Origin of the sequence: Undibacterium sp. GrIS 1.2 (assembly GCF_040544435.1) — a bacterium.
Taxonomy (GTDB): Bacteria; Pseudomonadota; Gammaproteobacteria; order Burkholderiales; family Burkholderiaceae_D; genus Undibacterium.
Window position 1 is genome coordinate 1 of sequence record NZ_JBEONP010000053.1, and the last position, 19,497, is coordinate 19,497.

Here is a 19,497-nt window from a genome sequence, read left to right on the forward strand (position 1 = left end):
TCCCATGGTAATCACCTTGAATTCCCTCGCAGTCAAAACTGCAAGGATAGGTTAATTTACCTGGTCAATATTCAGTGCGTATAACTGCGTTTATCTGGTCAATATTGAGTGCGCGCCAACACCACTGTGGTGATTTCGTACGTAATCAATCGGTTTTCTTGAACCAACTTTTAATCTTCAGTATCAAATCGCTGGCAGTTTTGGACATTTGGTCTTAACAAATGTTTGAATTGTCGCGCGAGACCTCGTTGAGCACCAGCTTTTTGTCACCTTAAATGGCAGAGCTCAGTTTTAATTTCGATACTCGTGTGTGCGGACCAGTAAATCCTTCGTTTGGTGGAAATACAACTTGACCATGTCCCGTTGCCTTGCCGCTGGCGCGCGTTCTAGAGTTAAAAAAAGCGGTCGCTAGGCTACTTTCGAAAATCTTGACCAGAGTGCAGACTAGTTCATAAAAAAATAGCAGATACAGCTATTGCTAGTCCAACAGCCATGACAGCCAAACAGCCCGCTATGAACACTAAAAATGCGTGCTTCTCGTTCTTCAGAAAATTGTGACGCAGTCTGGCGATGTGATGCTCTTCTTTTTTATAAACCTATATCAAATCTAGGTTTTTAGCTCAGTGCTGCGGACCAAGGAAATGGCCATATAGCGTTGAGAGATATGGATGCCGTTCCTGATGAATACTCGTTAACTCGCAAAGCGTGTAACTTAAAAAATATCGTTCTTGAAAAAGCAAAAAGCTCCATAGAAGAGACTACAAAAATGTGGGCCGGCTGCTAGGAATCTGTCCAGGCTGAAGACGACCGATAAGTTTTTTTACTGGCGAGTAAATCATCCGTGCTAGCTGTGCCAACTGATACGAAACGAATCATTTTAAGTAGTGAAAAAAGTGTTGATGATTTAGGTAGCACAGTTGTCTCATCAACAGATTCATGAGGCTGGAGGCCACCATTCCCGAGCCAGCACGAGATTCGTTGTTGTCTAAGCGATAGGTAAGGTGTGTGAAGATTTTGGGAGAGACGGTTGCTATACCTATTTTGGTAACCTATTAATCATCCCCCAGAACTATGAATCAAACACTTTTAAAAATAGCCACTTTTATCTACTCCAATCACGTATTCATTCCAAAATTGGCGCATTCGCGTTGGATTGAATCCCTAGAACTTGTTTATGTTCCTCACATAATGTTACCGAGGCCGAAGGGCGTATTGCGCATCTCTACAAAAAACGTCATGGGAGGGTTATATGTCTAATTTTCGCCCACATGATTATGCCGACGTATTGAGGCAAGAGGATACCTATGCGAGTGACAGTTCTGTGATGTACCGATGGAATAAAGTACATTGGGAGCCCCTGGATGAAAAGTTCTGTGAACGGCTGGCATACGAGTGGTTGGTGCGACACGACATATATGGACGCCCTCAGTTTGCCAAGCATTAAATCGATGATGAACATAAAGGTAAGATTGCAGTCATATATCCGGACTTTCATTGAGGCTTTTGCCTCTGTCCCTGATGGAATATGCTGGTCAAGTCCTAATCAGAACCACGCGCTCGAAGCGCATGTCGTGTTACAGGTTTTCTTGACCACGGTCTAACCTTGTTTGCCATCACTTCATCTTGCCTGCACAACCTATGGAAGGCCTTTCGTCTTCCTACATAAGTACTATTATTTATTTCACTTTTTATAAGTTTATTCTCATCCGGTTCGATTATGCACCGGCGGGAGACGGTGCATAATCGGATCGGAATCTTTGCTCATCACGCGTTAATAACGCCCATACTACTCTTGCATTTTTATTCGCCAGAGCGACCGCAGCGACATTCTTATTTCGTCGACCAAGTAACTTATTAAGCCAGGTAGTCGATGGCTTAGCTTCGGCAAATCGGATCACTGCTCTTGCTCCATGAATCAGCAGTGTGCGTAAATAAGTGTCGCCCCGTTTGCTGATGCCTAGAAGCACTGATTTGCCACCACTGGAGTGCTGTCGCGGAACAAGCCCTAGCCATGCAGCTAGCTGACGCCCGTTCTCGAAGTTCTTAGCATCGCCAATTGATGCCACCAATGCGGTGGCAGTGATGGGACCTATTCCTGGGATTTCAGCAAGCTTTCTGCTCGCCTCTGAAGAGCGGTGCCATTGCTGAATTTTTTCATCCATCTCATCGACCTGTTTATCAATGTCTTTCAAGTGATTATATAAACGCTGCAGAAGATCTCGAAAGCTTGGCGGTAAATCTGATTTTTCCATGACTTCTGGGAGGCGCTTGGCAATGTTCGTTATTCCTTGCGCGATGATAATGCCGAACTCGGACAGCAAACCGCGAATCTGGTTTGCTTGCGCCGTCCTCACTTTAATAAAAGATTGACGCACCCGGTGCAATGAGAGAACAGCTTGTTGTTCGTCCGTTTTTATCGGAACGAAGCGCATATTGGGTCGATCGACGGCTTCGCAGATTGCTTCAGCATCGGCAGCACCATTTTTATTTGTCTTAACATAGGGTTTCACAAACTGAGGTGCCATGACTTTCACCGTATGCCCCATTGCGCTCAACTTCCGTCCCCAGTAATGGGCACTGCCACACGCTTCCATACCAATTAAACATGGTTGTAATCGAATAAAAAACGCCGCCATCTTAGACCGATCTAGTTTCTTTCGAAGCACGGCATTTCCATGCGCATCAACGCCATGAATTTGAAATACATTTTTAGCTAAATCGATTCCAATTGTAGTAATGATCATTTTGGACGCTCCTTTCATTTAGGGGGTGTTGCCGCTCCCATTTTGGCACATCGATGCCGTTTGAAAGAGGGCGTCCATTCCATTAGAACACTGAGGATCTTCCTCACAAGATCATATATTAAATTTATTGCTTACAAAACCGTATCGCAAACTGGGATCAGCACCGGACTTAAGCCAAAATGGCGGATTAAATCCGGTAGTCGTCTGCAGTAATCGTCCTTAATAGCGAAGAGTTTAGTTCGGACTTAGTGAATAATCTTAGCCAGGAAATCACGTGCACGCTCAGAGCGGGCCGCATTAAAGAATTCATCCTTGGCGCAATCTTCCACGATCAGACCTTTGTCCATGAAGACGATGCGATTGGCGACTTTTTTGGCGAAGCCCATCTCATGCGTTACGACCATCATCGTCATACCTTCCTGCGCCAAACCCACCATAACATCCAACACCTCGTTAATCATTTCTGGATCGAGCGCAGAAGTTGGCTCATCAAACAACATGGCAATCGGATCCATCGACAAAGCACGGGCAATGGCTACACGTTGTTGCTGACCACCGGACAATTGGCCAGGGAATTTATCTTTTTGCGCAATCAGGCCAACACGGTCTAAATACTTAAGACCTTTTTCTGTCGCCTCTTCTTCTGAACGCCCCAAGACTTTGACTTGGCCTATGGTCAGATTCTGACGAATCGACAAATGCGGAAACAACTCAAAGTTCTGAAATACCATCCCGATGCGCGCACGCAATTTGGACAAATTGGTCTTTGGATCACCGACAGAAATACCATCCACCGTAATGTCGCCTTTTTGGAAAGGCTCCAGTCCGTTGACAGTTTTAATCAAGGTAGATTTACCAGAACCAGATGGGCCGCAGACCACAACGACTTCACCTTTAGTAACTTGCGTAGTGCAGTCAGTCAATACTTGGAATTGACCGTACCATTTGCTGACGTTATTTAATTTAATCATGATCTTCTCCAAACGTTTTTCTAAACGCTCTTTAAAATGTTTTTATCTAAATAAGTAATTGGTCAGCGAATAATCGCGACTTTTTCTTGTAATTTTTTAACCAGTGCCGACAACGCAAAACAAAGAACGAAGTACACGACGGCGACAAAGGAATACATTTCCACTAATCGTCCGTCACGTTGCGCGATCTTAGAAGCAGCGCCTACAAAATCAGGAATCGACAGTACATAAACCAGCGATACGTCTTGGAATAAGACGATGGTTTGTGTCAGCAAAACCGGGATCATATTGCGGAAGGCTTGCGGCAATACGATGTTACCCATGGTTTGCCAGTAGTTCATCCCGATGGCATAGCCAGCCCAGATTTGTCCGCGTGGAATCGACTGAATACCAGAGCGCATAATTTCGCAATAGTAGGCCGCCTCAAACATCACGAAGGTAATCAGGCAAGATGAAAACGCACCGACTTGCACAGGCTCTTTGGAACCGATAACCCATGCGCCTAAATAAGGCACCAAGAAATAGAACCAGAAAATCACCAGCACCAGAGGAATGGAGCGCATGATATTGACATAGGTCGTGGCGATAAATTTGATCGGCTTAATACTGGACAGGCGCATCATCGCCAACAAAGTACCAAGAACGATACCACCAGTCATCGCCAGAAATGTCAGTTCTAGCGTGAACGACATCCCTGTTTTAAACAGATAAACCCAAGAACGCTGAATGACATCAAAATCAAAATTACTAAACATGATTAATGTCCTCCCGCATTAGCAGAGCCGGACGTGATAAACCCTGGAACAGCGGTTTTCTTTTCCAATAAATTAGAGAGCATGATCGCAATGACCGATACCATTAAGTAGATTAGCGTAGCAGCACTAAACGCCTCAAATACCTGAAAAGAAAATTCTTGCATTGAACGCGCACTGGCAGTCAACTCCATCAAACCGATGGTCAAAGCGACAGAACTATTTTTAATAATCGCTGCTAATTCGTTGGTGAGCGCAGGCAAAATAATGCGGAACGCCATTGGCAACAAGACATAGCGATACGTTTGTGGGAGCGTTAAACCTAAGGCAGTGCCAGCCATTTTCTGACCACGAGGTAAGGCGTTGATACCCGCTGATACTTGAACAGCTACTCGTGCCGAGGTAAAGAAACCCAGACTCAATACCGCAGTAACAAACGGTGCATTCGGTAAAGACTTCAGCCAGTTACCCATTTCCGTCGGTACCAGTTCTGGCATGACGAAATACCATAAAAACATTTGTACCAGTAGCGGAATATTTCTAAATAATTCCACATACCCATTGGCAAGACGCGCGGCCCATTTATTCGGTGCGGTGCGTATGGTGCCGATGACAGCGCCTAAAAAAAGCGCAATGATCCAGGCTAAGGCTGCGGTCGCTAAGGTCCACAACATACCCGAGATCAATGAATCAAAATAGGTGCCGCCGCCATCTGGCGCCGCCTCCCAAAAGATATTCCAGTTCCAGTTATAGTTCATTCTTTGTCCCTTCCAAAATGGCCGATCATTTAACACTCAAAACAAAACGGGAGGCTTAGTGCCCCCCGTTATGCGATGGCTCATTCCATATTTTTATAAAATTACTTTTTCTTTTTCAATACTGCTTTTTGTGCTTCAGGAACAACGGCATAAGCTGATGGCTCGCCAGAATCCGTAGGCTTAGCAATCACCGCTTTAAATTGGTCTGACATTGGCCAGTTCAAAGAAATACCTTTAGGTGGGATTGGTTGTAAAAACCATTTGTGATAAATACGGTTGATATCACCTGAAGTCAGGACGTTAGCAACTGCTTTATCAACAACAGCTTTAAACGGTGCGTCATCTTTACGCATCATGATGCCGTACGGCTCAACTGACAGCGCTTCTTTGCTGATTTCATAATCAGCAGGTGCTTTGGAATTCGCTGCTAAAGACGCCAACAAAATATCATCCATGACAAAAGCGACAGCGCGACCAGTTTCTACCATCAAGAACGCTTCAGCATGATCTTTGGCTGGCAAAATATTAATGCCCAGATTTTGATCTGCATTGAGTTGGGTTAATTGCTTGAGGTTAGAAGTACCTGAGGTTGACACAACCGATTTGCCACGCAAGTCTGCCAAAGTTTTTACACCTGAGGATTTTTTAGACAAAATACGGTTTGCAGTAACGAAGGTAGTCGGTGCAAAGGCAACTTGCTTTTGACGTTCTACATTGTTAGTCGTGGAGCCGCACTCCAGATCGACCGTGCCGTTTGCCATCAAAGGAATACGTGTGGCAGAAGTTACTGGATTGAGCTTGACATTGAGTGCGGTCAAACCTAATTGTTTTTGGATTGCTGTGACCACTTTGAGGCACAGATCAACCGAATAACCTTGATATGACTGTTTGTCATCGAGGTAAGAAAAAGGGATGGAAGAGTCACGCACACCGAGGGTAATCGTGCCTGTTTCTTTAATTTTTTTCAGTGTTCCAGTTTCTTGCGCTTGTGCTGCACCTACAGTTCCTACGATTACACCAGCAGTTACCAGAACAGAAAATAATGTCGATAATTTCATACAGTCTCCAAGAGTTACATCGAAAATATTACATAACGAGTTTACCAAAACCACTTATACAGAAAACGTTTTTTCTCCCTTTTGCGGTACGTGATATTACTTACCAGTTGCATGTAAAAGACAGCTTAATGGAGTAAGTTTTTGATCTATTTCAGCACCGCAATTTTTTTGATTTGCCGACTTATTTTGTCGACTTCTTTTTTCCTTAGATTTCGCCAAATTAATCTGCCACTTTATCGGACGGGAAACGTATAGTGTCCCTCAACAAAAATCCCATTGGCATATTCAGATTGGTCGATTTGGGTGGCACCGGTTGCTGAAACCATTTTGTGTACAACTTGTTGATATCGCCATCTGCCATGAGGTTGGCGATTTCACGATCAACAAATGCCTTAAATGCAGGGTCGTCTTTGCGCAGCATAATGGCGTAAGGCTCAGTGGATAAACCATCACCAACAATGACAAATTTGCTTGGGTCTTTGCTATTGGCTCTTAAGCCATACAGCAGAACATCATCCATTGGGAAAGCTGCTGCCTGACCTGACTCAACCATCGCAAAAGAATTATTGTGATCGTTTGCCTCTACCAGCTTCAATCCAAGTGAACGTACTTTGTCGCGGTCACCCAAGAGTTTGACTGAGGTTGTCCCTTTGGTCGTGACAACGGTTTTTTCTTTAAGATCGGTCCAGTTATTGATGCCGGAATCTGCACGAACCAGCATGCGGGAGGTCGCAAAAAAATGTGGGATGGTGAAAGCGACTTGCTTGCGTCGTTCTGCATTATTGGTGGTTGAGCCACACTCCAGATCGGCTTTACCTTCAACAATACTTGGGATACGTGTGCTACCAGTTACTAATAAATAATTAACTTTGAGCTGCGGTAGTTTGAGTTCTTTTTTGATGGCGTCGACAATCCTGAGGCAGATATCGATGGAGTAGCCAATCGGTTTTTTGTTTTCAGATAAGTAAGAGAACGGAGACGACGCCTCACGATGAGCAATCGTGATCGTTTGGGTATCTTTGATATGGGTGAGCGTATCGGCAGCGTTTGCAAGCGTGACGCAACAACTCAGCACAAAGAACATGCCTATTTTGCTAATACTATGCTTTACTTTCATCTTGATTCCTCAGGTGATACAGAAGTTACTTCTGTGCAAAACTCAGGATGGTAAGTGCAAATACCCGTTTGACTCAACAGAAAAGAACTAATCCCACAAAACAATCTCATGCCTTGATATGAAAAAAATAAATTTACTCAAAGCAAGGTAAAAATATCAGCAAAATACGTGCCACAAACATGAAACTTACTACAACAATAAGGCAAGCCAAATATGACAAGACATCCATCACCGCAGAAGCGATTGATGGATGTTATTTTTCCACTATCGCTATGATTAATTAACCGATAGTGGAATGGTACGAACTATTTAATACTAGATATTATGGATATAAACCACGTACTTCGCGTGCTTGCAAAACTCGGGAACAACCAATAATAAACGCTGCAGTGCGCAGAGAGACATCTTTTTCTTCAGTGATTTGCCATACTGCGTTAAAGGCTTCTTTCATGATCCGTGTCAGGCGTTGATTAATCTCATCTTCTTGCCAGAAATAGCTAGAGAAATCCTGTACCCATTCAAAATAACTTACCGTCACACCACCGGCATTAGCAATTACGTCAGGCACGACCAATACACCTTTATCACGCAAAATATCATCGGCGACGGGCGTAGTTGGACCATTCGCACCTTCCAGAATAATTTTGGCGCGAATCTTGTTGGCATTGGCTTCAGTAATTTGCTGTTCTAGCGCAGCAGGGATCAGGATGTCACAATCAACGCCCCAGAAATCTTCATTCGGCAAAACTGCTTCTGCACCTTCAAAGCCCGCAACGCTGCCGACGGCTGCCACATGATCGAGCAATTTATGCACATCCAAGCCAAACGAGTGGAATACGGTGCCGCCGTGATCTTGTACAGCAACGATTTTTGCGCCAGCTTCTGCAAATAAACGACCGGCGATACCGCCAACGTTACCAAAACCTTGGACTGCGATTTTCGCGCCGGCGATATTTAAATTACGTTTCGCCGCAGCTTCGCAACCGACTACGAATACACCACGTCCGGTTGCTTCACGGCGACCCAAACTACCACCGAGTGAAATTGGCTTGCCGGTTACTACACCGGTAGCTGTGCGACCTTCATTCATGGAATAGGTGTCCATCATCCACGCCATCGTTTGTTCGTTGGTATTGACGTCTGGCGCAGGAATATCTTTATCCGGTCCGATGATGATGCCGATCTCTGAGGTGTAACGACGCGTCATACGCATCAGTTCGCCACGCGAGAGTGTTTTTGGATCGACACGGATACCACCTTTAGCACCGCCGTATGGTACGTTGACAGCAGAATTCTTAATCGTCATCCAAGCAGACAACGCCATCACTTCTGACAGGGTCACATCTTGGTGAAAACGCACGCCACCTTTACCTGGGCCGCGGGACGTGTTGTGTTGTACGCGATAGCCCTCAAAGTGAGAAATACTACCGTCATCGCGTTCGATAGGCACATCGACGATGAGAATACGCTTAGGACGTTTGAGGGTTTCTACCCAACGCGATAAGTGTCCGAGATAAGGGGTGACGCGATCAATTTGCTCTAAATAAACGGACCAAGGACCTGTCTCATGAGGGGTAAGATAAGATGGTATTTGGTGTTGGCTGGACATGGTATGTCTCCTGACTTGTTTGACTGACTTGTTTAATTAAATGAGTTAACGATATTCGACGTTCAATACTAACGACCAGAACTTGTTGATCTCTAAAACACGAACTTAATGTGACAAATTGCGACGCATTGCGACCCATCATTTGTACTTTAAAACGTTTTTTAAAAGCGGCATTCCGATAACGTGATGCAGTGTAGGACAACTGATCTCGCTGTCGCCAATGCTTTGTTTGCATGTATATATGCAGCAAATGCATAGATATATTTAAGCTAGTTTTTTTGCCAAATAGTAGTGCTAAAACCTGACAAAAATCTTGCCAGATACATCGCAGGTCCGGCAATTATTTTTCATATTGACGCATTACAGTTTTTTTGATTCAGCTTATTTTTTGACTATTTTCTTAGCGAATTTCAGCTCCGCTCCGCTATGAGCGCCGTGCAATTGCGCCAGATAATCCCAAAGCCGTCCAACGATTAATTTACCGGGGCGCTGGGTAGAAGGTTTCTCGCGGTAGAGACGGATTTCCATCTCTACTTCCCACGCATTAGACCCACCATCAGCACGCGCTAATTGTTTTTGCTTTAGCTCACGACTGACTGCGGACTCGGGCAAAAAAGCCACACCTCGCCCTTCTAAGGCCATCATTTTTAAACCTTCGGCCATATCAGTTTCGTAGCACTTTTCAAAATGTAAAGGAATACGGGCGTCGTTTAAAATTAAGTCCACCATGCGTCCCAGATAGGCATTATTGGCGTACGCCAAAAAGGGTAAAGGCGAACGTTCTGTGCCGGGCAAGCTAAATTCTGGCAGACCAGCTTTAGTGCAACGAGCATAGGCGCGCAGTGCTTCAGAACCCATACTAATCATCTCGTACTGACCAGAGTCCAGCAATAAAGGTTGGCGCGGATGGTGATAACACAGCAGCAAATCACAGCCACCCTCCACTAGACTCATCACGGCATCATGCACATTCAGTGCAAGCAAGCGACTATTGATTTCACCAAAAGCAGATTCCAGTCCGGTCAGCCATTTTGGTACATAGGTCAGGGATAAAGTGTGAGGTACAGCAAAATCAACTGTGGTCTGCGTAGTAGTACGCTTACCTCGCAATAGCGCGCGCGCATTGTTGATCTGCCCCAGCATAGCGATGGCTTGCTCATAAAAAATCTCACCCGCATGGGTTAATCTGGTGGGGTAAGAAGTGCGATCAATCAGATCGCTGCCTAGCCAGGCCTCCAGCGATTGTATGCGACGTGAAAAAGCCGGTTGCGTGACGTGTCGCAACTCGGCGGAGCGGCTGAAACTATTGGTTTCAGCCAAAGAGACGAAGTCTTCCAGCCATTTGGTTTCCATAGCAGTATCTTATGCTGATTGACGATCATCTGGCAAAAAAAACGCCACACGATGAGATTCAACTCAATGGTGTGGCGTCCTTATTTGCGTAACTTATTTTCTGCTATTTTAATGGTGTAGCTAATCAAGCTTATTAAAAGATACTACTCACTTCAGTGAGCTTGCCACCGACAGATTCATAAATGACGACCGTACCGTCTTTAATATCGCCCTTTGCATCAAACTCGATAGTGCCTTGGATTTTGCCGTCAAAAGAATCTTTCTTGAGCTCGGGGACAAATACTGCAGGATCAATCGAACCTGCTTTTTGCATAGCTTGTGCAAATACGTGGATACCATCATAAGAAATCGGCGACATGGCACCTGGCTCGCCATACTTGGCACGATATTTTTGAATGAAAGCAGCGCCGCCGGACAACCAAGACGGCGGCACACCCGCTACCGTGCAGAAGAAATTACGATCGGCGTTGCCCGCGGCAGCTTTGATTGTAGAACCCTCACATAAACCATCACCGACCAGAAATTTGGCGTTGGAACCGTTAGTGCGTAGTTCTTTTAACAAACCAAGGCCCACCGGTTCGTCACCGCCATAAATAATTACCTCTGGATTCAGATCAGTAATTTTTTTCATTAAGCTGCTGTAGTTGACTGTTGTTGGCGTAACAGACTCTTTGCCAGAATTGATTTTTTTAGCATCGAGCATCTTCAGCACCTCGGCCACCAAGCCGACGCCAAAGAGAGAACCATCGTCAACCACGAATACGGTTTTGGCTTTTAACTTCTCGGTCGCAATACGCCCCAATGTCGCGCCTTGCTCGATATCATCTGCACCAATACGGAACACTGTAGACAATCCCATGCGGGTGAACTGGGGATTAGTCGATGCCGACATTTGTGGAATACCCGCCTTGGCATAAATCGGCGCGGCCGGAATCGTGACGCCCGAATTAAAATGTCCATACACTGCGACCACACCCGCATCAACTAGCCGTTGCGCCGCAGCTTTGCCTTCGTCGGCGGAAGCTTTATCGTCCTCAATCACCAAACTGAAGTGCGCTCGTTTTCCTTTAATAAAAACACCATCCTCGTTTAGCTCTTCCACCGCGATTTGCGCGCCATGGGCAATGTCTTGACCGTTGTGCGCCAAGGAGCCTGTCATAGGTGCCACGACACCGATCTTGACTTCTACCTGGCGACTGCAGGCGCTCACGAGTAAGGCCAGCAGTAATGCGGGAAACATCAGCTTTTGTGTTGGTACTTTCATTATTTCTCCTGAGCCTGGGATAATTCCACCCCATAGTAGGGGGATTATTTACAAATTAAATCTTGAATTTGAGACGATTTAAAAACTTTTAGAACGAACCAGATAAGCTGTTGCGCTGCGCAATTTTGCCTCTGTGCCAGAATACCTTTAAGCCATGACCATTGTTTATTGTATCTGCCGACGCGAGCTGAGTCAGTTCTAAGCTATCTGTAGCAAACTCTGTGCCGACAATGCTTTGCGACAACTAGTTGATATCGGAACGGCAATAGCTTAGCTTAATATGACCTGAAGATGCAGTGATTTTAATATACTCCCTATTATTTTTATTAAAAACATCTTATAGAGCAGCAAAGTCATGGACAACTAAAATATACCCACTACGAGTATTATTTTTAAGCCAAGATTAAGTTAATCTAAGCAACATCAGCAATTTCATTTCTCAGCTCTCAGTTCGCAGGTACCGTTAAAAGTCCATCTACAAAGTGCTGCTTTAAAGAGTATTACTGTGCGCTTATCCAGATTTCCGTAGTGAGTTGCTTGCTTGGCTTAGCGACATCTTCAAAATAGGCGCCGGATCATGCTGGCGTGGTCTCGTTGCGGGTGTTGAGACCCCTATTCAGCTGCTCGTTATTCAATCCATCACTTAGCTGATCATCAAGTTCGTCATCCTCAGACTCGTCCGGGCGATTTTGTTGTCTTTCCCACATTTGAGAATAAGCACCCGCCTGCGCCAATAATTGCTGGTGGGTGCCGCGCTCAACGATGCGACCTTTGTCCATGACCAAAATTTGCTCTGCGTCGATGATGGTAGAGAGGCGATGTGCAATGACTAGACTGGTGCGTGTCTTAGCAATTTCTTTGAGCTGCATTTGTATCATTTGCTCGGATTTAGAATCTAATGCCGAGGTTGCTTCATCAAAAATCATGATGGAAGGATTTTTGAGTAGCGTGCGGGCGATGGCTACGCGTTGTTTTTCACCGCCAGATAATTTCAATCCGCGTTCTCCGACTGGAGTGGCATAGCCGTCCGGCAGGCTTTCAATGAACTCATGAATATACGCAGCACGCGCAACGGCGATCACCTCTTCACGACTAGCGCCTGGTTTGCCATAGGCGATGTTGTATTCAATACTGTCATTAAATAAAACGGTATCTTGCGGCACGATGCCAATAGCGTTACGCAAAGAACTTTGGGTGATGCTACGAATTTCTTGCCCGTCGATATGAATGCTGCCGCTCTGGATATCGTAAAAGCGGAACAACAAACGCGAGAGCGTTGATTTGCCTGAGCCGCTATGACCCACTACCGCCGTAGTGGTGCCTGTGGCAATCGTAAAATCGATATCAAACAAGATCTGGCGATTGGTTTCGTAACTAAAATTAACCTGAGAAAATTGGATCGTACCGCCCTTGCCATGATCAATGTGGAGTGCCTTGGCATCATCCTGGTCTGCCACTTCACGATGTTGATCGAGTAGCGAAAATAGCTTTTCCATATCGGCCAGACTTTGCTTGATTTCTCTGTATAAAACGCCTAAAAAATTTAGCGGTATATACAACTGAATCATAAAAGTATTCACCAGCACTAAGTCACCAAGACTCATTTTTCCGTCGATCACGCCTTGGGTTGCACGCCACAAAATCAGCGTTACGGCGCTGGCAATAATCAGCGATTGACCGGTGTTCAGTAAGGACAAGGTAGTCTGTGATTTGACCGCAGCAACTTCATAACTTTGCAAGCCCTCATCGTAGCGACGGGCTTCGTAATTCTCGTTACCGAAGTATTTAACGGTCTCATAATTGAGTAAAGAATCAATCGCTTTGGTACTGGCTTTGGAATCGAGTTCATTCATGGTCCGACGGAAATGCGTACGCCATTCAGTGACCAAAATCGTGAACGTAATGTAGCTGACCAAGGCGACGGCAGTAATCAGTGAGAACCAGATATCGTAATGGGTAGACAGGTAAATTAAGACCAGACTAATTTCTAACAAAGTCGGAAAAATGCTGAACAAGGCATACGACACCAGTGAAGAAATACCGCGTGTGCCACGCTCAATATCTCGCGTCATGCCGCCGGTTTGGCGATTCAAATGAAAGCGTAAGGACAAGGCATGCAGGTGCCTGAAAACTTTTAGTGCGATCGTGCGTACGGCGCGCTGTGTGACTTTGGCAAAGACAAACTCACGCAACTCCGTAAATAAAGTGGTGGATAACCGCAAAGCACCATACCCAACCAATAAGCCCAGAGGCAAGACCAACATCGCCGCCGGATGCGCTGGTGTAATCGTCAAGCGATCAATCAGTTGTTTCAAAATTAATGGCACACCGACGTTGGCAAGTTTGGCACCGACCAAAAAAATTAATGCCAATAAAACACGCCATTTATACGCCCACAGATAAGGCAATAATGTTTTGACAGTAGTCCAATCGCTGCGAGTGACTTTGGGAGAGTCATTCACGGCAGGCGTTATATTCGAAGAGATAGAAGAAGAGGCGTTGCGGCGCATTTTTTGCTTACGGATTGGTTTATTATCTGGTCAATTGTATCGCTGAAAGGAAATAGCATGTCTGAATCAAATAAAACTACTCTCCCACCTGGTATGCCGCAATTGCGCGTCATGCCAATGCCGGCCGATGCGAATGTACACGGTGACGTATTTGGTGGCTGGATCATGGCGCAGGTCGATATCGCTGGCGCCATCCCTGCCGCACGTCGTGCGAATGGTCGGGTCGCCACCATCGCTGTGAATTCTTTTCTCTTTAAGCAGCCAGTATTCGTCGGTGATTTGCTATCGATTTATGCTGAAGTCGTTAAGGTCGGAAATACCTCCATCACGATAGCGGTTGAGGTGTATGCAGAACGCAATCGTCTGCAGGCAAGCACCGTTAAAGTCACCGAGGCGATGTTGACCTATGTCGCCACAGGCGAAGACAGAAAACCACGGCTGATTCCGCCGTTAGAAGAAATTGATGCTCTAAATAAGTTAGCAGAATAAGGTAGCGCAATCAGCTAAAGTCATCAGCTAAAGTCATCAGCGGAATCAATCAGCTAAAGCAATCAATTAAAGCAACGAGCCAAGTTAATAAACTAAGCCAATAAGCTACAACAGTCACCAGGCAAGAAGTTGAATAATCGAATGAATTTAAAGCGTCGCCATTTTCTGCATCAAACCGCAAGACTTGGAGCACTCGCGGCTTTATCATCGAATGCGTTAAGCAGTTTTGCTGCGGACAAAATTAGTGGTTATCCGTTCACCCTCGGCGTAGCATCAGGCTCGCCACGTTCTGATAGCGTAGTACTTTGGACACGCCTGTTACCAGACCCACTGAACGCACTTGCCTTAGCACCAATCGCCTATAAAGTACGATGGGAAATCTCCGAAGACGAGAGCTTTCATCACATCATCGGCAGAGGTGAGCACACCGCTTTACCAGAGCTAGCGCATAGCGTACATGTTGATGTCGTTGGCTTGCAACCCGAACGTAATTACTGGTACCGGTTTATGTTGGGTGATGCGGTTAGCCCGGTTGGCCGCACCTGTACGGCGCCGATTACCGATGCGATGCCATCGAGTTTGCGGCTAGCTGTAGCATCATGCCAGCATTGGGAATTTGGTGAGTACGCCGGGCATAAACATATCGTAGCGGCCTACCCCGATCTGGTAATTTTTTTAGGCGATTATATTTATGAATGGGGTCCATACGATTTAACTCATCCGCTTAAACCACGTCGGCGGGATATCGAGAGCATGACGCTAAGCGGTTATCGTAATCGTTATGCGCAGTACAAAACCGATCTGCATTTACAAGCAGCCCACCAGGTTGCACCCTGGATTGTGACTTGGGACGACCATGAGGTCAGCAATGATTATGGTAATGACAGAGACGAGCGTCTGTCGCCCGATTTTTTACTGCGACGCGCGGCTGCTTATCAAGCTTTTTATGAACATATGCCGGTGCGCCTGCCTAATTTAAACAGTCTGTTAAGCGAAGCTGGCCGCTTTGCTGCGATGCGTATTTATGAGCGTTATGATTGGGGACGATTGACACGCTTCCATGTATTAGATGATCGCCAATACCGCTCGCATCATGCCTGCCCCAAACCTGGCATGGGGGGATCTAACGTTGTGAGCAATGCAGAGTGTAAAGAATTACTCGATCCGAATCGCACTTTGCTTGGGGCAGATCAAGAGAAATGGCTGGCGCAAGGTTTTGCTACTTCTACCGCAAAATGGAACGTGCTGACACAACAAACTTTAATGGCGCAATCAAGCCAGATACCGGTAACAAAAGAAGGTGATGGCAAGTTCTGGACCGATGGTTGGGACGGTTATCCTGTCGCACGCCAGCGGCTATTTAGCGATTTGCAACGGTATCAAATAGCAAATCCTGTCGTGATTTCTGGCGACGTGCATACGTTTTATGCAGCCAATCTAAAGCGTGATTTTTACAGCAAAGCATCGGCGAGTAATCCTATTTTAGCGACCGAATTTTGTGGTACATCGATCACCTCCAGCTCACGCCCGCAAGAACGGACAGATCAGCTGGTAGCACAGAATCCGCATATCAAATTTGGACGCAGCGATAAGCGTGGTTATATGCTGCTTGAGTTAACACCCAAGCAAATGACCACACACTTTATGGCGCTGGACGATGTTAGCAGGGTTGATTCTGGCATCACCAAGCTTGCTAGTTTTGTAGTGGAAGACGGACGAACTGGCGTGGTAGCTAGCTAGTAATAGCGAGGGACTTATGTGCGATGAATTTAACTGCGAAGAGCGCTTGATTAGAAACTAGAATCAAAGTAAAAATCAAAGCGATAATCATATACTCCCCGATTTTTTCTTTAAAATCCCTTTATTGTCCATATAATCTCTGGACGATTAAAATATACAGGCAAGAGTATCTGCGTACAAAGTTGTATCATATTACGCAAAAATTCAATGTTGAGATGCGGCACACCGTATTGAATTGAGCCATAGTCCAAGGTGCAACTATGCAAAAGAAGGTGGAGCCAGTGCTTACATTGCAGAGAAAACTAAACTTCGTCTACAGAGAACAAACGCCGGTGTTCCAGCATGGCATAACGATCGGTCATCCCGGCGATGTAATCAGCGATCTTGCGTGCTTGCTGCAGGTCATTTCGCTGCTCGCCATCTTGCAGCGGATTTTTTTCAGCGAGTTTAATCTGGTAGTCAGGCGGCAACAGAATTGGCTCCTCCATCATGGCATTAAATAAATCTGTCACGACTCTGCGCGCCTTGCTTGCCATGCGGTTCACCATGTAATGGCGATATAGATTGTGATGCAAAAACTGCTTGAGCACCGTTGCCTGTTTTTGCATGGTATCGGAAAAAGCAATCAAGGGATCGGCATTACGCACGTCATCTACGGACTGCGGCGCACAATCCCGAATACGCTGCTCGGACGTAGTAATCAAATCGACGATCAAAGCATTAATCATACGTCGTATGGTTTCTGAGATCGCACGACGTCCGCTAATACTAGGATAAGTAACAGCAACTTCGGCACGAAATCTGCCATAAAAATCCAACTCTATCAGTTGCGATTCCAATAGCAAACCGGAGCGTAAACCATCGTCGATGTCATGGTTGTTGTAGGCGATTTCATCTGCTAAGTTAGTTAATTGCGCCTCAAGATTCGCTTGTTTTTTTTCTAAAAACCGCTGCCCGACATCCCCTAATTTGCTGGCATTATTGAGTGAGCAATGCTTGAGGATGCCCTCACGAGTTTCGAATGTCAGATTTAATCCGTCAAAAGCGCCATAGCGCTCTTCCAAGGTATCGACCACCCGCAGACTTTGCAGATTGTGCTCAAATCCGCCGAACTCTTTCATGCAGGCGTTGAGCGCATCCTGCCCAGCATGACCGAAGGGTGTATGACCCAAGTCGTGAGCGAGCGAAATCGCTTCTACCAAATCTTCGTTTAAACGTAAATTGCGCGCAATGGAGCGGGCAATTTGCGCCACTTCCAGACTGTGTGTCAGGCGAGTTCGGAACAAATCACCTTCGTGATTAACGAACACTTGAGTTTTATATTCCAGACGCCGGAATGCGGTGCAATGGATGATGCGATCACGGTCGCGCTGGTATTCAGAGCGTGAACTGGATGCAGCTTCGGTATGACGCCGCCCGCGGGAAGTCGCAGATTGTACGGCGTAAGGGGCGAGTTGAGCGTCGGAGAACATCGTTAATTATTGAATACAGTGGCGTAAGGTTTCTGATAATTTCTCTTTTGGTACTGTCGTAATCAAAGGCGACCCTAGTGGTTTAAGCAGAATAAATTTGATCTTACCGCCTTCATTTTTTTTATCCACTTCCATCAACTCTAACCAGCGCTCTTCGCCTAAATCAGGTGCGACTGTCGGCAAACCTGCGGCTTCAATCAAATTAATAATCCTGACTTTGCTGACGTAATCGATCAATCCAAGCCGGCAAGATAAATCGGCTGCCATCACCATGCCACAACCAACGGCTTCGCCATGCAACCAAGTACCAAAACCTAAGCCTGATTCAATCGCATGTCCAAAAGTGTGGCCGAAATTGAGAATGGCACGCAAACCGCCTTCGCGCTCGTCCTGCCGCACGACGTCTGCTTTGATCTCACATGAGCGCGAAATCGCGTAAGCAAGCGCGACCGGATCTTTAGCCCGCAGCTTTTCGATATTCGATTCTATCCAGGTAAAAAATTCTGCATCGATAATCGCGCCATGTTTGATCACTTCCGCCAAACCTGCCGACAATTCTTTGTCAGGCAAGGTAGTTAAAGTAGATGTATCAGCAATCACCGCTTGTGGCTGATAAAAAGCGCCAATCATGTTTTTCCCAAGCGGATGATTAATTCCCGTCTTACCGCCGACAGAAGAATCGACCTGAGACAATAAGGTCGTCGGGATTTGAATAAACGGCACACCGCGCATATACGAGGATGCTGCAAACCCGGTCAGATCGCCAATCACACCACCGCCCAGAGCAATCATCGTTGTCTTGCGATCGCACTTTGCCTCTAGCAAGGCGTCGTACACCAGCATTAAGCTGGCCCAGGTTTTGTGCTCTTCGCCATCCGGCAAAATAATGCTGATAAATTGCTTACCCAAGTCACGTAAATGTTGCTCAATTTTTTCTAAATAAAGAGGCGCGACCACCGTGTTAGTCACAATCGCGACGCGATCACCGGGTATATGCTGAGACAAAATTGACCGGTCAGACAAAACCGATTGCCCGATCAATATGGGATAACTGCGTTCAGCCAAATTGACATTCAGCGTTTGGAATAGTTGTTGATGCTGCATAGAGAAGCTGGATTGATTTGATGAGGCGGCACTCTGCTCAAGCTGAGTCAGAATCGATTGCACCAAGAACTGTACATTAGGACGCCCGGTTTCTACCACCAGATGGGCGATCTCTTTGTATAAAGGCTCACGCTGAGCCTCAAGTTCTTCGAGTTTTTTACGAGGATCGACCGTTCTCAACAAAGGTCGATTTTTGTCATGCCGGGTACGCTGCAAAATACTATTGATACCGGCGCGTAGGTAAATGACCGTCCCACGCTCTTGCAAATACCTACGACTGGCAGGATCCAATACCGCACCACCACCGGTAGCTAAGACAATACCATCTTGCGCAGTCAGATCCCGAATAACATCCGCTTCACGCTGCCTAAAACTAAGCTCACCCTCTATCTCAAAAATAACCGGAATCGAGACGCCAGTACGCGCCTCAATTTCATGGTCAGAATCAATGAATATTTTGTTGAGCTTTTTTGCAAGGACTCGGCCAACTGTAGTTTTGCCCGAGCCCATTAGACCTACTAGAAATATATTTTTTGACACATTAAAGCTTCATAAA

General features: G+C 45.9%; 15 protein-coding genes. 3 read left to right on the forward strand and 12 right to left on the reverse strand.

The genetic code is table 11. From position 1 onward, the window contains the following. The first annotated feature begins 1,249 nt into the window (after positions 1-1,249). Complete coding sequence (locus AAKU61_RS18360) at positions 1,250-1,444, forward strand: hypothetical protein (protein WP_354334615.1); 195 nt, start codon at positions 1,250-1,252, stop codon at positions 1,442-1,444. 271 nt (positions 1,445-1,715) lie between these two features. Here the strand turns inward: AAKU61_RS18360 and AAKU61_RS18365 are convergent, their stop codons facing one another. The 10 genes from AAKU61_RS18365 to AAKU61_RS18410 form a co-directional block, all read right to left on the reverse strand. Then, a complete protein-coding gene (locus tag AAKU61_RS18365) occupies positions 1,716-2,744 on the reverse strand; it encodes an IS110 family RNA-guided transposase (RefSeq protein ID WP_354334617.1) in 1,029 nt (342 codons plus the stop codon). 245 nt (positions 2,745-2,989) lie between these two features. Next, complete coding sequence (locus AAKU61_RS18370) at positions 2,990-3,715, reverse strand: amino acid ABC transporter ATP-binding protein (protein WP_354334619.1); 726 nt, start codon at positions 3,713-3,715, stop codon at positions 2,990-2,992. A gap of 62 nt (positions 3,716-3,777) precedes the next feature. After that, a complete protein-coding gene (locus tag AAKU61_RS18375; RefSeq protein WP_354334621.1) occupies positions 3,778-4,470 on the reverse strand; it encodes an amino acid ABC transporter permease in 693 nt (230 codons plus the stop codon). A gap of 2 nt (positions 4,471-4,472) precedes the next feature. Continuing rightward, complete coding sequence (locus tag AAKU61_RS18380; protein WP_354334623.1) at positions 4,473-5,225, reverse strand: amino acid ABC transporter permease; 753 nt, start codon at positions 5,223-5,225, stop codon at positions 4,473-4,475. 101 nt (positions 5,226-5,326) lie between these two features. Next, positions 5,327-6,283 carry a transporter substrate-binding domain-containing protein gene (locus AAKU61_RS18385; protein ID WP_354334625.1) on the reverse strand — a complete coding sequence of 319 codons (957 nt, stop codon included), beginning with the start codon at positions 6,281-6,283 and terminating at the stop codon, positions 5,327-5,329. 220 nt (positions 6,284-6,503) lie between these two features. Beyond that, the gene (locus tag AAKU61_RS18390) at positions 6,504-7,400 is read right to left on the reverse strand and encodes an amino acid ABC transporter substrate-binding protein (RefSeq protein WP_503012633.1); all 897 of its coding nucleotides are present in this window, start codon (positions 7,398-7,400) and stop codon (positions 6,504-6,506) included. Positions 7,401-7,722: 322 nt separating this feature from the next. After that, entirely contained in the window at positions 7,723-9,009 is a 1,287-nt protein-coding gene (locus tag AAKU61_RS18395) for a Glu/Leu/Phe/Val family dehydrogenase (RefSeq protein ID WP_322120195.1), read from the reverse strand. Positions 9,010-9,390: 381 nt separating this feature from the next. Further along, positions 9,391-10,362, reverse strand: coding sequence for a LysR family transcriptional regulator (locus tag AAKU61_RS18400; protein ID WP_322120196.1), 972 nt, complete (start codon positions 10,360-10,362; stop codon positions 9,391-9,393). Between the two features lie 133 nt (positions 10,363-10,495). Continuing rightward, entirely contained in the window at positions 10,496-11,626 is a 1,131-nt protein-coding gene (locus tag AAKU61_RS18405; protein WP_322120197.1) for a branched-chain amino acid ABC transporter substrate-binding protein, read from the reverse strand. Between the two features lie 575 nt (positions 11,627-12,201). Beyond that, positions 12,202-14,136: an ABCB family ABC transporter ATP-binding protein/permease gene (locus AAKU61_RS18410; protein ID WP_354334628.1), complete on the reverse strand. Its 1,935-nt coding sequence runs from the start codon at positions 14,134-14,136 to the stop codon at positions 12,202-12,204. A gap of 57 nt (positions 14,137-14,193) precedes the next feature. Here AAKU61_RS18410 and AAKU61_RS18415 point away from each other — a divergent pair, with 57 nt between their 5' ends. After that, positions 14,194-14,625 carry an acyl-CoA thioesterase gene (locus AAKU61_RS18415; RefSeq protein WP_354334630.1) on the forward strand — a complete coding sequence of 144 codons (432 nt, stop codon included), beginning with the start codon at positions 14,194-14,196 and terminating at the stop codon, positions 14,623-14,625. Between the two features lie 141 nt (positions 14,626-14,766). After that, complete coding sequence (locus tag AAKU61_RS18420) at positions 14,767-16,365, forward strand: alkaline phosphatase D family protein (protein WP_354334632.1); 1,599 nt, start codon at positions 14,767-14,769, stop codon at positions 16,363-16,365. 302 nt (positions 16,366-16,667) lie between these two features. Here the strand turns inward: AAKU61_RS18420 and AAKU61_RS18425 are convergent, their stop codons facing one another. After that, positions 16,668-17,837, reverse strand: a complete 1,170-nt coding sequence (locus tag AAKU61_RS18425) for a deoxyguanosinetriphosphate triphosphohydrolase (protein WP_354334634.1) — start codon at positions 17,835-17,837, stop codon at positions 16,668-16,670. A gap of 6 nt (positions 17,838-17,843) precedes the next feature. After that, complete coding sequence (gene aroKB, locus AAKU61_RS18430) at positions 17,844-19,451, reverse strand: bifunctional shikimate kinase/3-dehydroquinate synthase AroKB (RefSeq protein ID WP_354334636.1); 1,608 nt, start codon at positions 19,449-19,451, stop codon at positions 17,844-17,846. Positions 19,452-19,497: the final 46 nt, after the last annotated feature.